Annotated in this window: 19 protein-coding genes and 1 pseudogene; 10 read left to right on the top strand and 10 right to left on the bottom strand. The window is 74.7% G+C overall.

Annotated elements, in window-relative coordinates; genetic code table 11:
- Positions 1-421 precede the first annotated feature (421 nt).
- A complete protein-coding gene (locus tag ACGFIR_RS23425; RefSeq protein WP_393002304.1) occupies positions 422-679 on the top strand; it encodes a hypothetical protein in 258 nt (85 codons plus the stop codon).
- On the opposite strand, the gene ACGFIR_RS23420 is transcribed toward ACGFIR_RS23425, so the two are convergent.
- The 4 genes and pseudogenes from ACGFIR_RS23420 to ACGFIR_RS23405 form a co-directional block, all read right to left on the bottom strand.
- Positions 672-1,301: a Trp biosynthesis-associated membrane protein gene (locus ACGFIR_RS23420; protein WP_393002302.1), complete on the bottom strand. Its 630-nt coding sequence runs from the start codon at positions 1,299-1,301 to the stop codon at positions 672-674. The two genes, ACGFIR_RS23425 and ACGFIR_RS23420, sit on opposite strands and share 8 nt — an antisense overlap.
- A complete protein-coding gene (locus ACGFIR_RS23415) occupies positions 1,298-2,887 on the bottom strand; it encodes an anthranilate synthase component I (protein ID WP_393147106.1) in 1,590 nt (529 codons plus the stop codon). Before ACGFIR_RS23415 ends, ACGFIR_RS23420 begins: the two co-directional genes overlap by 4 nt.
- Entirely contained in the window at positions 2,884-3,321 is a 438-nt protein-coding gene (hisI, locus tag ACGFIR_RS23410; RefSeq protein WP_393002919.1) for a phosphoribosyl-AMP cyclohydrolase, read from the bottom strand. The genes ACGFIR_RS23415 and hisI overlap by 4 nt, the downstream gene beginning before the upstream one ends.
- Positions 3,322-3,501: 180 nt before the next feature.
- Positions 3,502-4,098: pseudogene (locus ACGFIR_RS23405) on the bottom strand (phosphoribosyl-AMP cyclohydrolase); the annotation flags it as partial.
- Positions 4,099-4,397: 299 nt separating this feature from the next.
- Between ACGFIR_RS23405 and ACGFIR_RS23400 the strand changes: the two are divergent.
- From ACGFIR_RS23400 to ACGFIR_RS23390, 3 genes are read left to right on the top strand one after another with little or no spacing between them, the layout of a single operon-like run.
- The gene (locus tag ACGFIR_RS23400) at positions 4,398-5,132 is read left to right on the top strand and encodes an ABC transporter ATP-binding protein (protein ID WP_393147104.1); all 735 of its coding nucleotides are present in this window, start codon (positions 4,398-4,400) and stop codon (positions 5,130-5,132) included.
- Entirely contained in the window at positions 5,129-5,884 is a 756-nt protein-coding gene (locus ACGFIR_RS23395) for an ABC transporter permease (RefSeq protein ID WP_393147101.1), read from the top strand. Before ACGFIR_RS23400 ends, ACGFIR_RS23395 begins: the two co-directional genes overlap by 4 nt.
- A 30-nt stretch (positions 5,885-5,914) precedes the next feature.
- Positions 5,915-6,523 (top strand): TetR family transcriptional regulator, encoded by a 609-nt coding sequence (locus ACGFIR_RS23390; protein ID WP_393002296.1) that lies wholly within the window; start codon positions 5,915-5,917, stop codon positions 6,521-6,523.
- A gap of 9 nt (positions 6,524-6,532) precedes the next feature.
- On the opposite strand, the gene ACGFIR_RS23385 is transcribed toward ACGFIR_RS23390, so the two are convergent.
- Positions 6,533-7,282, bottom strand: coding sequence for a DUF2470 domain-containing protein (locus ACGFIR_RS23385; RefSeq protein WP_393147099.1), 750 nt, complete (start codon positions 7,280-7,282; stop codon positions 6,533-6,535).
- Between the two features lie 68 nt (positions 7,283-7,350).
- Between ACGFIR_RS23385 and rpsD the strand changes: the two genes are divergently transcribed.
- Positions 7,351-7,962: a 30S ribosomal protein S4 gene (gene rpsD / locus ACGFIR_RS23380; protein ID WP_393147097.1), complete on the top strand. Its 612-nt coding sequence runs from the start codon at positions 7,351-7,353 to the stop codon at positions 7,960-7,962.
- Positions 7,963-8,100: 138 nt separating this feature from the next.
- On the opposite strand, the gene ACGFIR_RS23375 is transcribed toward rpsD, so the two are convergent.
- Positions 8,101-9,828: an ABC transporter ATP-binding protein gene (locus tag ACGFIR_RS23375; RefSeq protein ID WP_393002915.1), complete on the bottom strand. Its 1,728-nt coding sequence runs from the start codon at positions 9,826-9,828 to the stop codon at positions 8,101-8,103.
- Between the two features lie 198 nt (positions 9,829-10,026).
- Positions 10,027-11,907 carry an ABC transporter ATP-binding protein gene (locus ACGFIR_RS23370; protein WP_393147095.1) on the bottom strand — a complete coding sequence of 627 codons (1,881 nt, stop codon included), beginning with the start codon at positions 11,905-11,907 and terminating at the stop codon, positions 10,027-10,029.
- Between the two features lie 180 nt (positions 11,908-12,087).
- Between ACGFIR_RS23370 and ACGFIR_RS23365 the strand changes: the two genes are divergently transcribed.
- The 3 genes from ACGFIR_RS23365 (at position 12,088) to ACGFIR_RS23355 (ending at position 15,763) form a co-directional block, all read left to right on the top strand.
- Positions 12,088-12,717 carry a TIGR03085 family metal-binding protein gene (locus ACGFIR_RS23365; RefSeq protein WP_393147093.1) on the top strand — a complete coding sequence of 210 codons (630 nt, stop codon included), beginning with the start codon at positions 12,088-12,090 and terminating at the stop codon, positions 12,715-12,717.
- Positions 12,718-12,842: 125 nt separating this feature from the next.
- Entirely contained in the window at positions 12,843-13,796 is a 954-nt protein-coding gene (locus ACGFIR_RS23360; RefSeq protein ID WP_393147091.1) for a terpene synthase, read from the top strand.
- A 140-nt stretch (positions 13,797-13,936) separates the two neighbouring features.
- Positions 13,937-15,763, top strand: coding sequence for an AMP-dependent synthetase/ligase (locus ACGFIR_RS23355; RefSeq protein WP_393147089.1), 1,827 nt, complete (start codon positions 13,937-13,939; stop codon positions 15,761-15,763).
- A gap of 169 nt (positions 15,764-15,932) precedes the next feature.
- Here the strand turns inward: ACGFIR_RS23355 and ACGFIR_RS23350 are convergent, their stop codons facing one another.
- The gene (locus ACGFIR_RS23350; protein WP_393147087.1) at positions 15,933-17,243 is read right to left on the bottom strand and encodes a low temperature requirement protein A; all 1,311 of its coding nucleotides are present in this window, start codon (positions 17,241-17,243) and stop codon (positions 15,933-15,935) included.
- Positions 17,244-17,328: 85 nt separating this feature from the next.
- Positions 17,329-18,786 (bottom strand): PLP-dependent aminotransferase family protein, encoded by a 1,458-nt coding sequence (locus ACGFIR_RS23345; protein WP_393147085.1) that lies wholly within the window; start codon positions 18,784-18,786, stop codon positions 17,329-17,331.
- Positions 18,787-18,844: 58 nt separating this feature from the next.
- Here ACGFIR_RS23345 and ACGFIR_RS23340 point away from each other — a divergent pair, with 58 nt between their 5' ends.
- A complete protein-coding gene (locus ACGFIR_RS23340; RefSeq protein ID WP_393147083.1) occupies positions 18,845-19,498 on the top strand; it encodes a YitT family protein in 654 nt (217 codons plus the stop codon).
- Positions 19,499-19,671: 173 nt separating this feature from the next.
- Entirely contained in the window at positions 19,672-20,133 is a 462-nt protein-coding gene (locus tag ACGFIR_RS23335) for a hypothetical protein (RefSeq protein ID WP_393002279.1), read from the top strand.
- Between the two features lie 13 nt (positions 20,134-20,146).
- On the opposite strand, the gene hisF is transcribed toward ACGFIR_RS23335, so the two are convergent.
- On the bottom strand, positions 20,147-20,914 hold the full coding sequence (hisF, locus tag ACGFIR_RS23330; RefSeq protein ID WP_393002277.1) for an imidazole glycerol phosphate synthase subunit HisF: 768 nt from the start codon (positions 20,912-20,914) through the stop codon (positions 20,147-20,149).
- Between the last annotated feature and the right edge of the window lie 99 nt (positions 20,915-21,013).

Raw genomic sequence — 21,013 nt, 5'->3', positions numbered from 1 at the left:
CTCTCCGGGTGTCATGGGCCGATGCTAGGGGGCGCCACCTGGCGACAAGCGCCGGGGGTATGGCGTGCCTCACGGAATGGGCTCGGGCATAATGGCCGACCTCCGGTGAACGGAATGTCACGCTGGGCGATCACGCCCATTGACGGACAGCGCTCTCCGGCCACCCCGCCTCCCCCCGGTCATCGACGTGATCCTATCTGCTGTGGCGGCCGGCCGCCGGGCACGGCGCCGACCGCCGGCACCGGGCCGCGCGTGTGACCTACCTCAAGGTCGAACGGCCCTTTCCCAGGTGGCGGCCCCGGAAGCAGAGTTGACGTGTCGGTCACCACGGCGAAACGTGAGCCAGCCAGCATCGTCCTCGGGCAGACTCGATGACGCGCCTGCCCACCGCCGTCGAACGATCCTCCGCAGGGTGATGATCATGAGCAATGTCGAGCCGCACCAGACCATCGGACTGACGACCGTCTCGCGTACCGTCGCGTCGCTCGCCGTCGGTGTCGTGCACACGCTGGAGCGCGCCGTGGTGGGCGAGGCCCGGATGCGCACGGCGCGGGGCAACGCCTGGGAGGCGGTCTGCGCCGACCGCGCCCGGGCCGAGCAGCGGGCCGAGCTCGACCGCCTGGTGGCGGAGCTGGCGGCGGCCCGCGCCGCCGCCCGCGAACGCCAGCCGGTCAGCTGACCGTCGGGTCCTCGCCCCGGTCCAGCGCGTCCCACGCCTCGGTGGTCTGCCGGCCCGTGACCCGCCCGCCCTCGCCCCGGGCGGCCGGGAGGGCGTCGCCCGCGGAGCGCCGCTCGTAGCGGGCACCCATCGCCGGCCACCGCCGGCCCCGCGCCGCCGTCAGCAGCCCGCCCGCCGTGGCGAGCACCCCGCCGAGCAGGCAGAGCGCCGGCCACTGCCGGGCGACCTCGCCGTCGAACGCCGCGACCAGGCCGTAGCCGCCGCCGGCGGCCACCGCCACGCCGAGCGCGCACAGCAGCCCGCCCAGCAGCCGCCGCGCCCGGCCCCGGGTGGCGAGCACGGCGCCCCCGCCGGCCAGGCCGACCAGCGCCAGCGCCGGCAGCCAGGGCAGCAGGCCGGCGCCCGTGCGGACGTCGCGTACCGGCGGCAGCGGGGTGGGCCGGGCCGTCAACTCGACCGCCCAGGTGCGGGTCGACGCCCACAGCGCCAGGCCCGCGCCGGCCACGCAGAGCAGCACGGCGTACGTCAGCTCGCGCCGGCCCGTGACCGCCCGGTCGCGCTCCTCGGCCTCGGCCGTCGCGGCGGTCGCCGGTTCGCCGCCGCGCGGCTCCGCGGCGGTCACCGGGCGGGCCGGAGGGTCTCGGCGGCGGCGATGGCGGCGAGTACGGCGGCGGCCTTGTTCCGGGTCTCCTGGTCCTCGGCGGCCGGATCGGAGTCGGCCACCACCCCCGCCCCGGCCTGCACATACGCCCTGCCGTCGCGCATCAGCGCGGTGCGGATGGCGATCGCCATGTCGAGGTCGCCCCCGAAGCCGAAGTAGCCGACGGTACCGCCGTAGAGGCCCCGCCGCACCGGCTCCAGTTCCTCGATGATCTCCATGGCCCGTACCTTCGGCGCACCGGAGAGGGTGCCGGCGGGGAAGGTCGCGGCCAGCGCGTCGAAGGCCGTGCGGTCCTCACGCAGCGTGCCGACCACGGTCGAGACGATGTGCATGACGTGGCTGTAGCGCTCGATGGTGGCGAACTCCGGCACCTCCACCGTGCCCGGGCGGCAGACCCGGCCCAGGTCGTTGCGGCCCAGGTCGACCAGCATCACGTGCTCGGCGCGCTCCTTCGGGTCGGCGAGCAGCTCCGCGGCGAGACGGGCGTCGGCCTCGGGGGTGCCGCCGCGCGGCCGGGTGCCGGCGATCGGGTGCAGCAGCGCCCGCCGCCGCCCCTCGGCGTCGCTGGTCACCTTCAGGTGCGCCTCCGGCGAGGACCCGACGATGTCGAAGCCGTCGAAGCGCAGCAGGTACATGTACGGGCTGGGGTTCGTCGTGCGCAGCACCCGGTAGACGTCCAGCGGGTCGGCGTGCGTCTCCCGCTCGAACCGCTGGGCCAGCACGATCTGGAAGCACTCGCCGGCCCGGATCGCCTCCTTGGCCGCCTCGACGGCCTTCGGGTAGCCGCCCTCGGGCGTACGGCTGCGTACCTCGCCCGCCGGGGGTCGCTCGACGGTCGACACCATCGGCGGGATCGGCCGGGACAGCGCGGTGGTCATCGCGTCGAGCCGCCCGACCGCGTGGTGGTACGCCGCCGTGACCCGCGCGTCGCGGTCCGGCTCGTCCAGCGGCGGCAGGATCGCGTTGGCGACCAGGATCGCCGAGCCGTCGTAGTGGTCCAGCACCACCAGATCGGCGGCGAGCATCATGCCCAGCTCGGGCACGCCCAGGTCGTCCTCGGTCAGCTCGGGCAGCCGCTCGAAGCGCCGGATCAGCTCGTAGCCCAGGTAGCCGACCATGCCCCCGGTCAGGGGCGGCATGCCGCTGGCCGCGTCCCACGCCGGGCCGGCGAGCGCCTCGACGGTCTCGCGCAGCACGCGGACCGGGTCGCCGGAGGTGGGCAGCCCGGCCGGTGGGTGGCCCGTCCACACCGCGGCGCCGTCGCGCTCGGTGAGCGTGGCGCTGCTGCGTACGCCGATGAACGAGTAGCGCGACCAGGCCATGCCGGCCGAGCCGACGCCCTGCTCGGCGGACTCCAGCAGGAACGTCCCCGGGCCGCCGGCGAGCTTGCGGTAGACGCCGACCGGGGTCTCCGCGTCGGCGAGCAGCCGGCGGGTGACCGGGACGACCCGCCAGCGGGCGGCCAGCCCGGCGAAGGTGGCGAGGTCCGGGCTGGCCGCGCCGTCGGTGCGGGCGCCCCCGCCGGGCGTCGCGCGCTGCGTGCTCACCGGGCCCCCGCCCCTTCCCCGCCGACCGGCAGCTCCGTGAAGAAGCAGGTGCGGTGCCCCGTGTGGCAGGCCGCGCCGACCTGGTCGACGTCGACCAGCAGCGCGTCGCCGTCGCAGTCCAGCGCCACCGCCCGGACGTACTGGTGGTGCCCCGAGGTGGCGCCCTTCACCCAGTACTCGCGGCGGCTGCGCGACCAGTAGGTGGCCCGGCCGGTGGTCAGGGTGCGGTGCAGCGCCTCGTCGTCCATCCAGGCGACCATCAGCACCTCGCCGGAGTCGTGCTGGCGGACCACGGCGGCCACCAGGCCGTCGGGGGTGCGGCGCAGCCGGGCGGCGATGGCCGGGTCGAGCCGCGACGGGCGGAGCGCGCCGTCGGCCGCGGGCTCCTGCGGACTGGGGTGGGCGCCGGTCGCGGGCGCGTCAGGTACGGGCACAGTGACCCATTGTCCCGCACGCGGGGCGGGCACGGGCGACGGCTCCCGCCGGGGCCGTGGCGGCCGGTGGGCGGGCCGGGTCAGCTGGTCGACGTAGCGGTCCAGCCGGCCGTCGGTCAGGGCGGCGGCCAGGTCCGCGCCGGCGACCCGCGCGACCTCGGCGGCGTACGGGCGGATCAGCGGCAGGACGCCGCCGACCAGGCGGGCCGCGGCGGCACAGAGCTGGCCGACCGAGCCGGGCCGCAGGCCGAGGCAGAGCAGCAGGTCCGCCCGGTAGTTCGGGGGCGCCACCGGCAGGTCGAGGGCGGCGGCGAAGGCCGCCCGGCGCGACACCACCCGCACCGTGGGGTTGGCCAGCCGGAGCACGGACGGGCAGAGCCGCGCCAGGTCGGCGGCGGCCAGCCGGACGCCGAGGTGGTCGTCGGCGTCCCGCGCGCCGGCCACCTTGCCGAGCGTCGCGATCAGCTCCTCCAGCTGCGGTTCGCCGGCGGGCTGGCAGAGCACCGGCAGGTCGATGCGGGGCCGCCAGTGCGGGTCCGCCCACAGCAGCCGGGCCGGTGCCACCACCGGCAGCCCGAACGCCCAGTCGGCGGGCTCGCCGAGGCGGGTCAGCCAGGAGCGGACGTCGCGGGCGGCCACCGAGACGTGGGTCAGTCGCCCGTCGTGCTCGGCCAGGAAGGCCCGGCGGGCGGCGTACGGCGCCCCGCTGACGAGCACGTCGACGTCGACGTCGCTGTGCGCGGTGGCGGCCCGGCGGGCGTGACTGCCGCGCAGCATGATGCCGACCACGGGCTGGTCGGCACCGGCCCGCAACCGAGCCGCCCATTCGCCGAGGAACCTCTCGTCCGGTGACGCAGCGTGACCCACGGCGCCATCGTGCCGTACGCCCGATCAGGGCGCAATGCCCGGTGGCATGCCTGATGCCCGTTGCCGGACCCGCTGTCCGGGTCCGAAGGCTAATGCCCGACCATCCCCGTCGCCGCTTCGGGGTACGCACCGGCGATCGTTGCGACGCCGTGGACGTCTCCACTAGCGTCGAGTTCAACGCGTGATGAGTTTCTCCCCGGGGAGGCGCGGTGGACGAGGCGATCGCCGTACGCGACCTGGTCGTCGAGCGGGGCGGGCGGCGCGTGCTGCACGGCGTCAGCGCGTCCGTGTCACGCGGGCTGGTCACCGGGCTGCTCGGCCCGAGCGGCAGCGGCAAGACCACACTGCTGCGGGCGGTGGTCGGCGTGCAGGTGGTCGACGCCGGCACGGTGACCGTGCTCGGGCGCCCCGCCGGGTCCCCGGAGCTGCGCCGTCGCGTCGGCTACCTCACCCAGGCGCCCAGCGTCTACGCCGACCTGACCGTACGGGAGAACGCGCGCTACTTCGCCGCGCTGCACGGCCGGGGCCGCGCCGACGCCGACCGGGCGGTCACCGACGTCGGGCTCGGGTCGGCGGCGGGGCAACTCGTCGGCGTCCTCTCCGGCGGGCAGCGCAGCCGGGCGTCGCTGGCCTGCGCCCTGGTCGGGGAGCCCGAACTACTCGTCCTCGACGAGCCGACCGTCGGTCAGGACCCGGTGCTGCGCGCCGACCTGTGGGCCCGGTTCCACGCCATGGCCGCCGCCGGCACCACCCTGCTGGTCTCCAGCCACGTCATGGACGAGGCGGCCCGCTGCGACCGGCTGCTGCTGATCCGTGAGGGGCGGCTGATCGCCGACGACACCCCCGACGCGGTCCGCGCCGCCGCCGGCACCGACGACCTGGACGAGGCGTTCCTGCGGCTGATCAGGGCCACGGCGGGCGGGACCGGGCGGGAGGCGTCGTGAACCCCCGGATCCTGGCCGCCACCACCGGCCGCATCCTGCGCCAGCTCCGCCACGACCGGCGCACCGTGGCGCTGCTGCTGGTGGTCCCGTCGGCGCTGCTCGCCCTGGTCCACTCCATGTACGTCGACCAGCCCGCCCCGCCGGGGCAGCCGTCCACGTTCGACCGGGTCGCCCTGGTGATGCTCGGCTTCTTCCCCTTCGTGGTCATGTTCCTGGTCACCAGCATCGCCATGCTGCGCGAGCGCACCACGGGCACGCTGGAGCGGCTGCTCACCACCCCGCTGGGCAAGCTCGACCTGCTCTTCGGCTACGGCATCGCGTTCGGGCTCGCCGGAGTGCTCCAGGCGGCCGTCGCGTCCGTGGTCGCGTACGGGGTCTTCGGGCTGGACACCGCCGGTCACAGCGAACTGGTGGTCATGATCGCCGCGCTGAACGCCGTACTCGCCGTCGCGCTCGGGCTGTTCTGCAGCGCCTTCGCCCGCACCGAGTTCCAGGCCGTGCAGTTCATGCCGGTCGTGGTGGTGCCGCAGTTGCTGCTCTGCGGGCTCTTCGTGCCCCGGGGCGAGATGGCCGGCTGGTTGCAGGCGGTCAGCGACGCGCTGCCCCTGTCGTACGCCGTCGAGGCCCTCCAGGAGGTCGGCGCGCACGCCGAACCGACCGGCACGATGTGGCGGGACGTGGCGGTGGTCGCCGGCGCGGCGGCGCTGGCGCTGGTGCTCGCGGCGGCCACCCTGCGGCGGCGCAGCGGCTGAGCGGCTCCCTGGACGCGGCGAGGAGCGGCGATGGCACGGCGGACCGGACGGCGACCCGGCAACCCGGACACCCGGCGGGCCATCCTCGACGCGGCCCGCGCCGCCTTCGCCGAGCGGGGCTTCGACGGGGCCTCGATGCGGGCCGTCGCCGCCGCCGCAGGGGTGGACCCGGCGCTGGTGCACCACTACTTCGGCGGCAAGGACCAGCTCTTCCTGGCCGCGATGCACGTGCCGGTCGACCCGGCCGAGCTGCTGCCGGGGGTGCTCGCGGGAGACCGCGCGGGTCTCGGGGAGCGGCTGGTGCGCGCCTTTCTCGGCGTCTGGGACTCCCCGGCCGGCACCGCCGGCGTGGCCCTGCTGCGCTCGGCGGTGAGCAACGAGTGGACCGCCCGGCTGCTGCGGGAGTTCCTGGTCACCCAGGTGCTGCGCAGGATCCTCGACCAGCTCGACGTCGATCCGGTCGAGCTGCCGCTGCGCGGCTCGCTGGTGGCCAGCCAGCTGATCGGGGCGGCCATGATGCGGCACGTGGTCCGGTTGGAGCCGTTCGCCTCGGCCGCCCCGGAGACGCTCGTGGCGGCGATCGGCCCCACCGTGCAGCGCTACCTGACGGGGGACCTCACCGAGGGCCTCGCCGGCTGACCGTACGGCTCAGGACTGGTCGGCGTGCCGGGGTGCGGCGTGGCGGCAGACCATCGGGTGCAGGATCCGGGTCAGCTCCGCCTGGCAGTCGAGCGGACGCGGGAACGCCAGGCGGACGCGGCGGCGGGCACCCGGTCGGCCGTGGCTGACCAGCAGGCCGTACCGGTCGATCCGGACCACCCGGGGCGCGACGTCGTCGGTGAGGCCCAGCTGGCGGCGCAGATAGCCGGACACCTCGGCGGAGTGGTGGTCGGCGAGGTCGGCCAGCAGGTCCGCCTCGACGGCGTGCAGCGGGTCGGGCTCCGCCTCGGCGTACGCCTCGGGGTCGACGCGGTGGACGCTGTCGCCGTGCTCCCAGCGGGCCTCGACCACCTCGAAGCGGTGCAGCCGGAACCGGGTGCCGACGTCGAGCAGGTCACCGGCCGGCTCGACGGCCGCGAAGTCGAGCGCGGCGCGGCGTTCCTCGTCGCCGTCCAGCCGTGCCGCCCAGCCGGAGACCCAGGCCCGGCCGAGGCTGGGCGCACCGGCGGCGGGCGGCAGGTCGAGCACGTCCAGCACCAGCGCGATCTCGGTCTCGCCGTCGACGGGGCGCAGCGCGGCGGCGAGGTCACTGACCACCGGCACCAGCAGCAGCACCCGGCCGTCCGGGTCGGTCACGTGCCGGACCTGGTGCGGGCCGGGCCGGTGCGCGACGTGGGCGAGGCCGGGCAGCCGGCCCGCGACGAGGGTGCGGACGATCTCCGCCGGGCTGGGCCGCATTGACGCCTCCTTAGTAGGTTAGCCTTACCTAACTTGGAGACTAGAGCAACGGATCGGAGACGTCCAGCGTGAACCACCCCAGGCCCAAGGCCCGCCTCTCCCGCGCCCTCGGCATCCCACTGACCCGCAAGTGCGTGCGGTACGTCGAGCGGCGCCCCTACCCGCCCGGAGTGCACGGCCGGCAGCGCCGCAAGACCTCGGACTACCAGGTGCGGCTGCTGGAGAAGCAGCGCCTGCGCCACCAGTACAACGTCAGCGAGACCCAGCTGCGGCGCGTCTTCGACGAGGCCGCCCGGGGCGCGGGCAAGACCGGCGACAGCCTGGTCACCCTCCTCGAACGACGGCTCGACGCGGTGGTGCACCGGGCCGGCCTGGCCCGCAGCATCTACCAGGCCCGGCAGCTGGTCGCGCACGGCCACTTCACCGTCGACGGGCGCAAGGTCGACCGGCCGTCGTACCGGCTGCGGCCGGGACAGGTGGTGGCCGTCCGCGAACGCAGCCGCGCGTCCGTGCCGTTCCAGCTCGCCGCCGCGGGCGCCAACGCCACCGAGGGCCCCGGCCAGCCCTACCTGTCGGTGGAGCTGGCCGAGCTGCGCACCACGTTGCTGCGCGAGCCCGCCCGGCACGAGGTGCCGGTGATCTGCGACGAGCAGTTGGTGGTGGAGTTCTACTCCCGCTGAGCGCCGCACGTCCCGCTGAGCGCCGCACGCGGCCCGGCGCACGGCCGGGCCGCGCCGGGCCGGGTCCGCTCAGCGCGGGCCCGGCCAACGGGCCGACTCAGCGGGCCGGCTCAGCGGGGCCGCTCAGCCGGGTCCCGCTCAGCGGGTCTGCTCCAGCCAGGAGGCGTAGAGCAGGCCGTAGACGGACTCCGGGTCGCGGACCAGCTCGTCGTGCGGACCGCGCTGCACGATCCGGCCCCGGTCCACCACGATCACCTCGTCGGCGGCCTGCGCGGTGGAGAGCCGGTGCGCGATCGCGAGGGTGGTACGCCCCCGGGTCACCGCGTCCAAGGTGCGTTGCAGCCGCACCTCCGTGGCCGGGTCGACGGCGCTGGTCGCCTCGTCCAGCACCAGCAGGTCCGGATCGGCCACGTACGCGCGCGCCAACGCGACAAGCTGCCGCTCGCCCACGCTCAACGCCTCGCCGCGCTCCCCCACCGGGGTGTGCAGGCCCGACGGGAGCCCGTCCAGCCAGTCCGCCAGCCCCAGCTCGGTGAAGGCCACCGCGAGCTGCTCGTCGGTCAGCTCCGGACGCGCGAAGCGGACGTTCTCCGCCACGGTGGCGTCGAAGAGGAAGCCGTCCTGCGGCACCATCACCACCCGCGAGCGCAGCGAGGCGAACCGGACCTGCTCCAACGGCACACCCGAGAGCAGCACCTGGCCGGCGGTCGGATCCATCAGGCGGGTGAGCAGCTTGGCGAAGGTGGTCTTTCCGCTGCCGGTCTCCCCGACGACCGCCACCCGGCTCTTCGCCGGGATCTCCAGGCTGACATCGTGCAGCACGGGCGGGCCCCCCGGATACGCGAACCGCACCCCCGCGAAGCGGATGTCCAGCGGACCGGACGGCAGCTCACGCCCCTGCTCCCCCGGGTCGGCGACATCGGGCTCGACGTCCAGCACGTCCAGCACCCGGCGCCAGCCCGCGATGGCGTTCTGCGCCTCGTTGAGCACCTCGGTGGCGATCTGCACCGGCTGGATGAAGAGCGTGACCAGGAAGAGGAAGGCGGTCACCTCACCGATGCTCAGGGTGCGGTCGGCGCCGAGAGTCACTCCGAGCACCACCACGCCGGCCAGCGCCAGCCCGGCCGCCAGCTCGCCGACCGAGCTGCCCATGATGCTGATCCTGATCGCCCGCTGCTGGGCCCGCCGCTGGCCGTCGATCGCCGCGTCCAGCCGGCGGGCCGTCCGGCCGGCGATCCCGTACGCCCGGATGACCGGCGCCCCGACCACGCTCTCCCCGATCGCGCCCAGCAGCGTGCCGGTGCGCTGCCGGACCACCCCGTACGCCCCGGCGAGGCGGCGCTGGAGCAACCGGATCACGAACACGGCGGGCAGGAAGGCGGCGAAGACCACCAGCGTCAGCTGCCAGGAGTACACGAACATGACCAGTGTGGTGATCACCAGCTGACCGAGGTTGATCACCAGGATCACGCCGCCCCACTGGAGGAACTGCGTGATCTGGTCGACGTCGCTCGTCACCCGGGAGACCAGTGAACCGCGCCGCTCCGACTGCTGGTGCAGCATCGACAGGTCGTGCACGTGCCGGAAGGCCCGGATCCGCACGTTGGCCAGGGCGGTCTCGCTGACCGTGAAGAGCCGCCGCATCATCAGGTAGCCGCAGAGCGTGGTCACCACCAGCACCGCGGCGGTCGCGGCGACCACCGTCCAGACCACGCCCAGGTCCAGCCCGCCGACGATGCCGTTGTCGATGCCCTGCTGCACCGCCACCGGGACCGCCGCCCGGCCGACCATGTAGACCAGGGCCAGCCCGAGCGTGCCGGCGAGGCCCACCCGCAGCTCAGGGGAGAGCGCCAGGCCGCGACGCAGCGTCTGCCAGGTCGTCTCGGACGTCTCCGGGACGTCGGCGGTCTCGGCCTCACGTGCCGCGTCCGTGGTGGTAGTAACGCTCACCGGGCTGGCCTTTCGTTCGCGACTGCGGGGCTCCGCTGCGCTGCACTCCTCGCGCTCACCGGGCTGGCCTTTCGTTCGCGACTGCGGGGCTCCGCTGCGCTGCACTCCTCGCGCTCACCGGTCCACCTCGATTTCCAGGCCCGACGTCAGCGGGGCGACCTCGTCGTACGTCTCGGCCTTGCTGTGGTCGACCTCGGCCTGCTCGTAGGCGGTGACCAGGTCGGCGTAGCCCGGCACGGTGGCCAGCAGCTCGGTGTGCGGGCCACGGGCGAGCACCCGGCCCTGTTCCAGGTAGACCACCTCGTCGGCCAGCGCGATCGTGGCCCGCCGGTAGGCGACCACCAGGATCGACGCGGCCGGCGCACCGGCCTCCCCCGCCGAGGCGCGCAGCCCCGCCAGGATGGCCGCCTCCACGCGGGGGTCGACGGCGCTGGTCGCGTCGTCGAGGACCAGCAGGCGCGGCCGGCCGGCGAGCGCGCGGGCCAGGGTGAGCCGCTGCCGCTGGCCGCCGGAGAGCGAGGTGCCCCGCTCGCCGACCTTCGTGTCGAGCCCCTCGGGCAGGGCCGCGACGAAGCCGTCCGCCTCCGCCAACCGCAGCGCGGCCCAGACGTCGTCGTCGCCGATGCCCGGCCGGTCCAGGGTCACGTTCGCCCGCACCGTGTCGTCGAAGACGAACGGCACCTGGGCGACCAGCGCGGCGGTGCCCGCCAGCGACGCGGCGCTGAGCCGGCGCAGGTCCACCCCGTCCAGGCACACCGTGCCGGCCAGGGGGTCGACCAGTCGTACGGCCAGCGAGGCGATCGTCGACTTGCCGGAGCCGGTCGGCCCGACCAGGGCGACGGTCCTGCCGGCGGGCACGGTGAAGGTGACGTCGCCGAGCACCTCCGTGCCGGGCAGGTGCGCCTCGGCCGGCTCGTAGCCGAACCGCACGTCGGCGAACGTGAGGGTGGCCGGGCGGGGCTCCGTCACGTCGAGCGTCGTGTCGCCGTACGTCATCTCGCCGGTGGCGTCGAGGACCCGCCGGACCCGGTCCCAGCCGGCGACGCTGCGCGGCAGCTCGGCCAGCACCCAGCCGATGGCCCGGACGGGGAACGCCAGCACCGTGAAGAGGAAGGCGATGCTGACCAGCTCGGCGACGCTGATCGCGCCCTGCCGCAGCCGGATCGACCCGACCACCAGCACCGCGAGGGTGCCCAGACTGGGCAGGGCCTCCAGCAGCGGGTCGAAGACGCCGCGCAGCCGCCCGACCGCCACCAGCGAGTCGCGCAGCTCGCCCGCGCGGGCGGCGAACCGGTCGGTCTCCTGCGCCTCGCGGCCCATCGTCTTGACGACCAGGGCGCCGTCGAAGCTCTCGTGCGCGATGCCGCTGACCTCGGCGCGCAGCCGCTGCGCGCGGGCCTGACGGGGTGCCATCCGGCGGGAGTAGGCGACGTTCAGCGCGAAGAGCGCCGGGAAGACCGCGAGGCCGACCAGGGCCAGCGCCCAGTCGGTGGCGAAGAGCGACGCCACCGCGCCGACCAGCATCACCAGGGTGCCGACCGCGAACGGCAGCGGGGCGATCGGGTACCAGGCCGCCTCGACGTCGGAGTTGGCGTTGGACAGCAACGTGCCGGTGGCGTTGCGGTGGTGCCAGGACAGCGGCAGCTCCAGGTAGCGGCGGGTGACCCGGCGCCGGTAGGCGGCCTGGAGGCGGTACTGCATGTAGCCCGCGCCGAGGCGGCGGCCGAAGATGCCGGCCACCCGGAGCACGCTGATGCCGAACAGCGCGACGGCCGCCAGGGCCAGCCCGCCGACCCCGACCGCGCCGCGCTCGATCGCGGGCACCACCACGTCGCCGACCACGGCACCCACCACGAAGGCGCTGGCCACCGTCATGGCGCCGAAGAGAACGCTGCCGCTGACCGCGACCGCGAAGATGCGCGGCTCTTCCCGGATCGCCCGCCCCAGGACGGCCAGCCCCCGAACCAGCACGTCCCGACTTGTCCTGCTCGCCACGCTCTCCCCCGCCGTAAGCCACAATTATCTTCCTCATCCTTACCGGTCGGGGCCAGCTCCGCCGCCCCGGCGCGCTATGTCCGCCGTCACGGCGGCGGCGTCCGCGTCGACGGCGAGTTCCACCGGCGGCCGGCCCCACTCGACGCGCCGAACAAGCCGTACGCGCCTACGATCGGAGCCATGCCGCGGTACGCCCGATCGGAGCGCGAGGCGCTCGTCGACCTGATGCAGACGCTGGGACCGGACGCGCCGACGGTCAACGAGGGCTGGTCCACCCGCGACCTCGCCGCCCACCTGGTGCTGCGCGAACGGCGGCCCGACGCCGCGGGTGGCATCCTGCTCCCGCCGCTGCGCGGCTACGGGGAGCGGGTGCGCCTGCGCATCGCGGCCCGCCCCTGGCCGCTCCTGCTCGACCAGGTGCGCCGGCCACCGGCGTGGAGCCCGGTCAGCAACCCGCTCACCGACGAGCTGGCCAACACGCTGGAGTTCTTCATCCACCACGAGGACGTACGCCGGGCCCGCCCCGGTTGGCTCCCCCGCGACCTGGCGGCGGGGCTGAACAAAGCCCTCTGGAAGCGTTGCGGCGGGCTCGCCCGGCTGGCGCTGCGCCGGTTCCCGGCGGACGTCTTCGTCCAGGCGCCCGGCTACGGGGAGCTCTCCGTCGGCCGGGGCGGCGAACCCGTGCGGGTGGTCGGGGCGCCCGGCGAGCTGGCCCTGTTCCTCAGTGGCCGGCAGCGGGTGTCCCGGGTGCAGATCGACGGGCCGCCGGCACAGGCGGAGCGGCTCCGGGGCAGCGACCTGGGCATGTGACCCAGTGTGCGGAAGCGGTCACAGAGGAGCAGGAGGCGGGGCCTCCCCAGTGACCGCAGCCGATCCCTGCTCACGTACGCTGTCCCCGCGCAGTCCCGTGGGGGGACAGCGCGACAGGGGGCACCATGCGGACCTTTGCGGTCTCGGCGCTACGGGAACCCCCCTTTCCCGCGCGCCAGCACGACGCCACCGACCGGGTGGCGCGGGAGAGCACCGAATGGGCGCTCGACCACGGGCTGATCAGTAACGGGCACCGGCTGCACCGACTGCGCCGGGCCGACGCCGCCGGGCTGGCCGGGCGGGCCTGCCCGGACGGCGGGTTCGACGGGCTGCGGCTGCTCGCCGACCTGATCTCCTGGCTGTTCGTCATGGACGACGCCTGCGACGAGGACGGCCTCGGCGACTCCCCCACCCGGCTGGCGCCCACCGTCGCCGCGCTGCTGGACGTGCTGGACGGCCCGGAGGGGCGGCCCGACGCACCGGCCACCACGGCCGGGCCGCTCGGCGAGGCGCTGGGCGACCTGTGCCGGCGGGCCCACGCCACCGGCGGACCCGCGGCACTGCTGCGCTTCCGCGGCGAGGTACGCGAGTACCTGCTGGCGCTGCTCTGGGAGGCGGCGAACCGGGAGCACGGGCGCGTGCCGGGGCTGGCCGAGTACGCCCAGATGCGCCGGCACACCGGCGCGGTCCACCCCAGCTTCACCCTCACCGAACTGGCCGCCGGGGCGCTGCCGGGTGCGGCGCAGCGCACCGAGCCGTCCCTGGTCACCCTCGACCTGCTCGCCGCCGACCTGGTCTGCTGGTGCAACGACGTCTTCTCGTACGGCAAGGAGCACCTCGCCCAGCCGGACGTGCACAACCTGGTCGTGGTGATCGCCGCGGGGCGCGCGGACGGCGACGAGCCGGCGGCCCTGCGGGCGGCGGCCGACCGGTTCAACGCGACCCTGTCGGCGTACCTGGGGACGGAGGCCGCGCTGCTGGCCGCCGGGGACGACGACCTGCGGCCGGCCCTCACGGCGCGGCGCAACTGGATCCGGGCCACCTACGACTGGTCGCTGCGGGCGGCCCGGTACGCCTGAGCCGGGCCGCCATCTTCCGAGACGTGGCCCAGCCGTGATCCACAGGGCTAGCCGATGTCCGGGGGCAGGCAATACTCTTCGGTAACGAACGCCGACGTGACCATGGTCACGTCATCCCACCCCCGAAGGCGGCTACAGCGATGGCTCTCGATGTACCGTACCGTTCCATCCCCGACATGTTCCTCAAGCGCGTGGCGGCGTCCCCCGACCGCGACGCCTTCGCCCACCCGGCTTCCGACGACTCCGGGCCGGTCTGGCTGAACTGGGAGCAGGTGGCCCGTCGCGCCAAGGCGGTCGCCGCCGGGCTGCACGGCCTCGGTGTCGGCCTGGAGGATCCGGTCGCGATCCTGGCGAACACCCGGCTCGACTGGGTGATCGCCGACCTCGGCATCATGTGCGCCGGCGGCGCCACCACCACCGTCTACCCGACCACCGAGCCGGAGGACGCGACCTACATCATCGCCGACTCCGGCTCCCGCGTGCTCTTCGCCGAGAACCCGGCGCAGGCCGCCAAGATCGCCGGCGCGGACCTGCCGGCGCTGACCCACGTCGTGCTCTTCGACGGTGCCGCCGACCCGGCCGCCGCCGTCCCCCAGCTCACCCTCGCCGAGCTGGAGGAGCAGGGCGCGAGCGCGCTGGCCGCCGAGCCGGACCTGGTCGACAGGCTGGTCGCCGGGATCGGCCCCGACCACCTGGCCACCCTGATCTACACCTCCGGCACCACCGGGCGCCCGAAGGGCGTCGAGCTGCTGCACGGCGGCTGGTGCTGGGAGGGCGTGGCCCAGGCCGACCTGGGGCTGCTGCGCGAGAACGACCTCCAGTACCTCTGGCTTCCCCTGTCGCACTCGTTCGGCAAGACCCTGCTCTGCGGGGCGATCCACGTGGGCCTGCCGACGTACGTCGACGGCCGGGTGGACAAGCTGGTCGACCTGCTCTCGGTGATCCGGCCGACGCTGATGTGCGGCGCGCCCCGGGTGTTCGAGAAGGTCTACAACAAGGCGGTCACCACCGCGCAGGCCGGTGGCGGCGCGAAGGCGAAGATCTTCGCCTGGGGCGTCCGGGTCGGCAAGGAGAAGGTCGCCCTGGAGCAGGCCGGCCGCCCCCTGCCGGGCGGGCTCAAGTTCAAGTACGCGCTGGCCGAGAAGCTGGTGTTCAGCAAGCTCCAGGCCCGCCTCGGCGGCCGGATCCGGGTGCTCGTCTCCGGCGCCGCCCCGCTCAGCCCGGAGATCGCCACCTTCTTCGCCGCGGCGAACCTGCCGATCTCCGAGGGCTACGGCCTCACCGAGACCAGCGCCGGCAACTTCGTCAACCCGCCGGACGGGCTGCGCATCGGCACCGTCGGCAAGGCGATGGGCGACCTGGAGTGCCGCATCGACACCGACGGCGAGATCCTGGTGCGCGGCCGGCCGGTGATGCGCGGCTACCACAACCTGCCCGAGGAGACGGCCGCCGCGTTCACCGAGGACGGCTTCTTCCGCACCGGCGACATCGGCACCCTCGACGCCGACGGCTACCTGAAGATCACCGACCGGAAGAAGGACCTGGTCAAGACCTCGGGCGGCAAGTACATCGCGCCGTCGCACATCGAGGGGATGTTCAAGGCCACCTGCCCGTACACCTCCCAGGCGGTGGTGATCGGCCAGGCCCGCAACTACTGCACGATGCTGGTCACGCTGGACCCGGACGCGATCAAGGGCTGGGCCGCCGGCACGCCGCTGGAGGGCCGCGACTACGCCGAGATCGTCTCCTCGCCCGAGGCGAAGGCGATGGTCGAGGGGTACGTGGCCGAGCTCAACGCCAAGCTCAACCGCTGGGAGACGATCAAGAAGGTCGCCATCCTGCCACGCGACCTGACCATCGAGGACGGCGAGATCACCCCGTCGCTCAAGATCAAGCGCCGCGGCGTGGAGAGCAACTTCGCCGGCGAGATCGAGAAGATGTACGCGGGCACGCTGGCCGAACTCTGAGCACGCGACGTCGGCGGCCCCGTGTTCCGGCGCGGGCCCGCCGACGTCGGGGCCGGCCGTCGGCGTCGGGCCCGGGTCCGTTGTCGGGGCCGGGCCGTCAGGGCCGGGCCGTCGGCGTCGGGGCGGGGCGGTCGGGCTCCGGGCCGGGCCCGGGGCGGGTGCGCCGGGCTCAGAGGTAGTCGCCCCGCCAGCGCGTCTGCTCGGCCTCGGCGGCGCGCTGTTCCTCCAGTGCCACCTGCCGCACGTGCCGCCGCCACGGGGCGTCGACGGTCGTCTGCAGCGTGACCACCAGGACGGTGGCCACCGCCAACACGCCCAGGGCGGCCAGTTCCGGCACCCGCGCCGCCGCCGGGACCAACGCGACGAGCAGCACCACCCCGCCGATCGACGGCCAGCGCGTCGCCCCCAGCATCCGCTTCGCCAGCAGGACCAACGTGAGCAGGTAGAGCGCGACGCCGCCGTGGAGGACCAGCAGGTCGAAGCCGGGCAGCGGCACCCCCCACTGCGGGGTCCCCGGGGCGGCGCCCTCGTGGATCAGCCCCTTGAGCCCCAGCGCGAACAGGATCACGCCCGTGATCAGCGGCAGGTGCAGGAAGGTGTACACGTCCCGGGCCAGCCCCGCGCGGGTACGCGGATCCCGGGTGCGGTGCATCACCTGTTCCATGGCCAGTGCGAGGGTGTCGAAGTACGCCCACCACAGCGCCGCGACCACGCCGATGCCGAGGATCGCCGCGACGATCACCGGCCAGGTCAGCGGCACGGCGGCGGGGCCGGGCCCGAGCCCCAACGCGATGATCGACTCGCCGAGCGCCACCATGATGATCAGCGCGTGCCGTTCCGCCCAGTGCCCGGCCGAGAGCACCGTCCAGCCGGCGCGGTGCTGGGCCACGCCGGCGCCGTACTCGATGCCGAGCGCGGCGATCCACAACGTCGCCCGCACACCGCTCTCGGCGCCGTCTTCGAAGAACCGCTGCGGCACCAGCGCGGCGGTCAGGATGAGCCCCGTGGCGATCAACAACGGCAGGATCAGTACGGGCATCCGCCGGCGCACCTCCCGGTCGGTGCGCACGGCCCAGAGGAAGACCGCCACCTGGGTCGCGCGGACCACGAAGTAGCAGCAGGCGAAGACCACCGGGCCGGGCAGCCCGCCGGGGTGGTCGACGAACGCCTTCGGCAGGCTCAGCGCGAGCACGAACACGGCGGCGGCGAGGGCGAACCCGATCAGTGGCGTCAGGCCCTGGTCGGTCCGGATCACGTTGCCCAGCGCCGCGAAGCCACTCCAGCACCACCACAGCAGGGCGAGCACCACCAGGAACCGGACCAGCCCGCGGAGGTCCAGGCTGCCGGCCGTCACCGTGGTCACGTTGAGAAAGGCGAAGACGAAGACAAGGTCGTAGAAGAGTTCGAGGCGGGTGGTGCGGGACCCCGGGGCGCTCGGCAGGATGCCGCGCGGCCACCGGATCTCCCCCGCGTCCCCCACCTGGGCAGTCTCCCAGGCGGCCAGTCGGGCGCAGGCACGATTGGCCGACCCGGTCAGGGCCGCGCGGCCCCGGTCCGGTGCCGGCTCAGGCGATGACCGCCGGTTCCCGCCACTGGGACCGACCGCCCCGGTCCAGGTCGTACCGGACGGCGGCGATGCGGCCCACCGCCTCGACCAGGTCGGCGGCCGGCAGGGTGAACGGCAGCCGCAGGAAGCGCTCCAGCGTGCCGTCCAGGCCGAAGCGGGGACCGGGCGCCAGGCGTACGCCGACCTCCTCGGCGGCCCGGGCCAACGCGCTGGAGATCGGCCCGTCCAGTTCCGCCCAGAGGGTCACCCCGCCGTGCGGGACGGTGACCCGCCACTCGGGCAGGCGCTGCGCGAGCGCCGTCAGCAGCGCGTCGCGTTGGGCGGTGAGCTGGGCCCGGCGCGCCGCGACGATGGCCGGCGCGTCGGCGAGCAGGTGGACCGCGACCAGCTGGTCCAGGACCGGGCTGGCCATGTCGACGCCGACCCGGGCGGCGGCGAGCCGCTGCACCTGCGGGGCGGAGGCGCGCACCCAGCCGATGCGCAGGCCACCCCAGAACGGCTTGCTCATCCCGCCGATGGTGACCACCCGTGAGTGCCGGTCGAAGCTGGCGGTCGGTGGGGGCAGCACCGTCCCGTCCAGCGGCAGGTCCACGAAGGACTCGTCGACGACCAGGTCGGTGCCGACGGCGTGGGCCGTGGCCACCACCCGTTCCCGCAGCGCCGCCGGCATCAGGTGCCCGGTCGGGTTCTGGAAGTCCGGGATCAGGTACGCCAGCTTGGGCCGGGTCTGCCGGAGGCCACCGAGCAGCAGGTCGGCGTCCCACCCGGGCTCCTCCAGGGCCAGGCCGTGGGTGGTGATCCGGGCCCGGCGCGCGGCCAGCGCGGCCAGGGCGTTCGGGTAGCTGGGCGCCTCGACGAGCACGTTGCCGCCGGGGGCGAGCGCCAACCGGAGCACCAGGTCGAGGGCGTGCTGGGTGCCGTTGGTGACCATGATCTGGTCGGGCGAGGTGGGCAGGCCCCGGTCGGTGTAGGCGTCGGCCACCGCCTCGCGCAGCTCGATGATCCCGGTCGGGTGGTAGCCGGCGCCGCCCAGGTAGCGGGGCAGGTCCTCGGCCGCCGCGCGGGCGGCCGGCAGCAGCTCGGGCGGCGCGGCGAGCGCGGCGACCCCGAGATCGATCATGTCCCGGTCGTCCAGCGGGGTCCAGAGCCCGGTGCTCGCCACCCGGTGGGTGCCCGGGAGCATGGTCCAGCTGCCGGCACCCCGTCGGCTGGCCAGGTGCCCGGTTTCGCGCAGCTCCCGGTACGCGGCCGTGACGGTGGTCCGGCTGATCTTCAGCGCCTCGGCCAGCTCCCGTTCGGCGGGCAGCCGTACGCCCAGCGGCAGCCGACCGTCGGCGAGCAGGCCGCGTACGGCACCCGCCAGGGCGGCGTAGTCGGGGCTGCGACGGCGGCCGGGAAGTGCGTGCCACTGACCGAGGAGCCGGGCCAATTGAGCACCCCGAACCTGACTCGTCATGGCCACTCCTCCTGGATTGGCTCTTACGCTGCGCAAATTGGCCTCTAGCGTGGCATGGGTGACACCGATTGGCAATCTCCGACATCGTCCCGCGCGGCGACTCAGCCAGCTCTACGCGGGACTCGTCCTCTACGGCGTGAGCATGGCCCTGATGATCAACTCGGAGCTGGGCCTGGACCCGTGGAACGTGTTCCACCAGGGCCTGTCCGAGCTGACCGGCCTCTCCATCGGCACCGTCACCATCGCGGTGGGCGTGCTGGTGCTGCTGCTCTGGATCCCGCTGCGCCAGCGTCCCGGCCTCGGCACCGTCAGCAACGCCCTGGTGGTCGGGTTGGTGGTGGACGCGACGCTCCCGCTGCTGCCGGCGGGCGGGTCGCTGGGCGTACGGGCCGGGATGCTCGTCGCCGGCGTCGTGGCCAACGGGGTGGCGACGGGGCTCTACCTCGGCGCCCGCCTCGGGCCGGGTCCCCGCGACGGCCTGATGACCGGCTACGTCGCCCGCCGGCCCGGCCGCTCCGTCCGGCTCGTCCGCACCGTCATCGAGGTCACGGTGCTGGCACTGGGCTGGCTGCTCGGCGGGGTGGCGGGCGTCGGAACGGTCGTCTACGCGCTGGCCATCGGGCCGCTGACCCAGGTCTTCCTGCCGCTGTTCACCGTCCCCGGCCCGCAGAACCCCGCCCCGGACCCGGTCACGCCGCTCCCCACGGCCTGATCCGCCCCGGTGGCGCCGGACGCCTGCGAAGTGACGCTGCTCGACGTGCCGCCGGGCCTCGGGCACCGGCCTACCGCGCCCGTCCCGCGCCGCGTCCGCGACGATCCCCGTCCCCGGCAGACGGGCCCGACGCCGGTGTTCCCTTCGGACGCCACGCCCGGCAGAATCCTCGCATGGGGGAGAACGGATGGCGCTGGAGCGATGCCTGGATCTTCGTCTCGGTGGTGATCGCCAGCGGAGCGGGAAGGCACCGCCGGGCGGCGTCCAGCCGCCGTCCCGAGGGCGTACGCCTCGCCGACGTGCTCTCCACCGCCGACCATCTCAACCAGGCGATCCCCGAGCGGCACGAGGTGGAGGCGGCGGTCCGTCGCCTCGTCGGGGCCGGGCTGGTCAGCGTCACCGACGGCTGGTTCCGGATCACCGCTGACGGTGAGCGCCTCTGGCGCACCCGGCCGAGCGCCGGGCTGGCCACCACCGTGGACACCGTCCAGGGCGTGCTGACCCGGCGGCACGCCCCGGTCAGCGCCGAGTGGCACCTGGACGAGGCCGACCACGCCGCCGCCGTCCAGGAGTACGTGGTGCGGTCGATCCCCGCACCCCGGCGCTCGCCCGAGAACCGGGGCCGCCGGGACTGAGCCGCGCGGGCCGTCAGCGGACCGGGTGCCCGGCCACGCGCAGCGCGTCCTTGACCTCGCCGACGGTCAGCTCCCCGAAGTGGAAGACGCTGGCGGCGAGCACCGCGTCGGCGCCGGCGCCGATCGCCGGCGCGAAGTGCGCCACCTGGCCCGCACCGCCGCTGGCCACCACCGGCACGTCGACCACCCGGCGCACCGCGCCGATGAGTTCGAGGTCGAAGCCGGCCTTGGTGCCGTCGGCGTCCATCGAGTTCAGCAGGATCTCCCCCGCGCCCAGCTCGGCGCCGCGGCGGGCCCACTCGACCGCGTCCAGCCCGGTGCCGCGCCGGCCGCCGTGGGTGGTCACCTCGAAACCGCTGGGCGTGCCGCCCGCGGGAGCCCTCCGCACGTCGAGCGAGAGCACCAGCACCTGCCTGCCGAAGCGGTCGGCGATCTCGGCGATCAGCTCGGGGCGGGCGATCGCGGCGGTGTTCACCCCGACCTTGTCCGCGCCGGCGCGCAGCAGGGTGTCGACGTCGGCGACCCGCCGGATGCCACCGCCGACGGTCAGCGGGATGAAGACCGACTCCGCCGTGCGGCGGACCACGTCGAGCATGGTGCCCCGGTCGCTGGAGGAGGCGGTGACGTCGAGGAAGGTCAACTCGTCCGCGCCGGCCCGGTCGTACGCCGCCGCCAGCTCCACCGGGTCACCCGCGTCGCGCAGGTCGAGGAAGTTGACCCCCTTGACCACGCGACCGGCGTCCACGTCGAGACACGGGATGACCCGTACCGCCACCGTCATGCCGCGAGCCTATCCTTCCCCGCTGGCGGCGGCGATCGGCCTGTGAGCCCGACCACCGCCGTCAGCAGCGGATCCCTGCTCCACCGGAGATGTCAGGGA

Source organism: Micromonospora sp. NPDC049051 (genome assembly GCF_043197575.1).
Lineage (GTDB): Bacteria > Actinomycetota > Actinomycetes > Mycobacteriales > Micromonosporaceae > Micromonospora.
The sequence above is the reverse complement of the archived record's forward strand: the minus strand, read 5'-3'. Positions and strand labels throughout refer to the sequence as shown.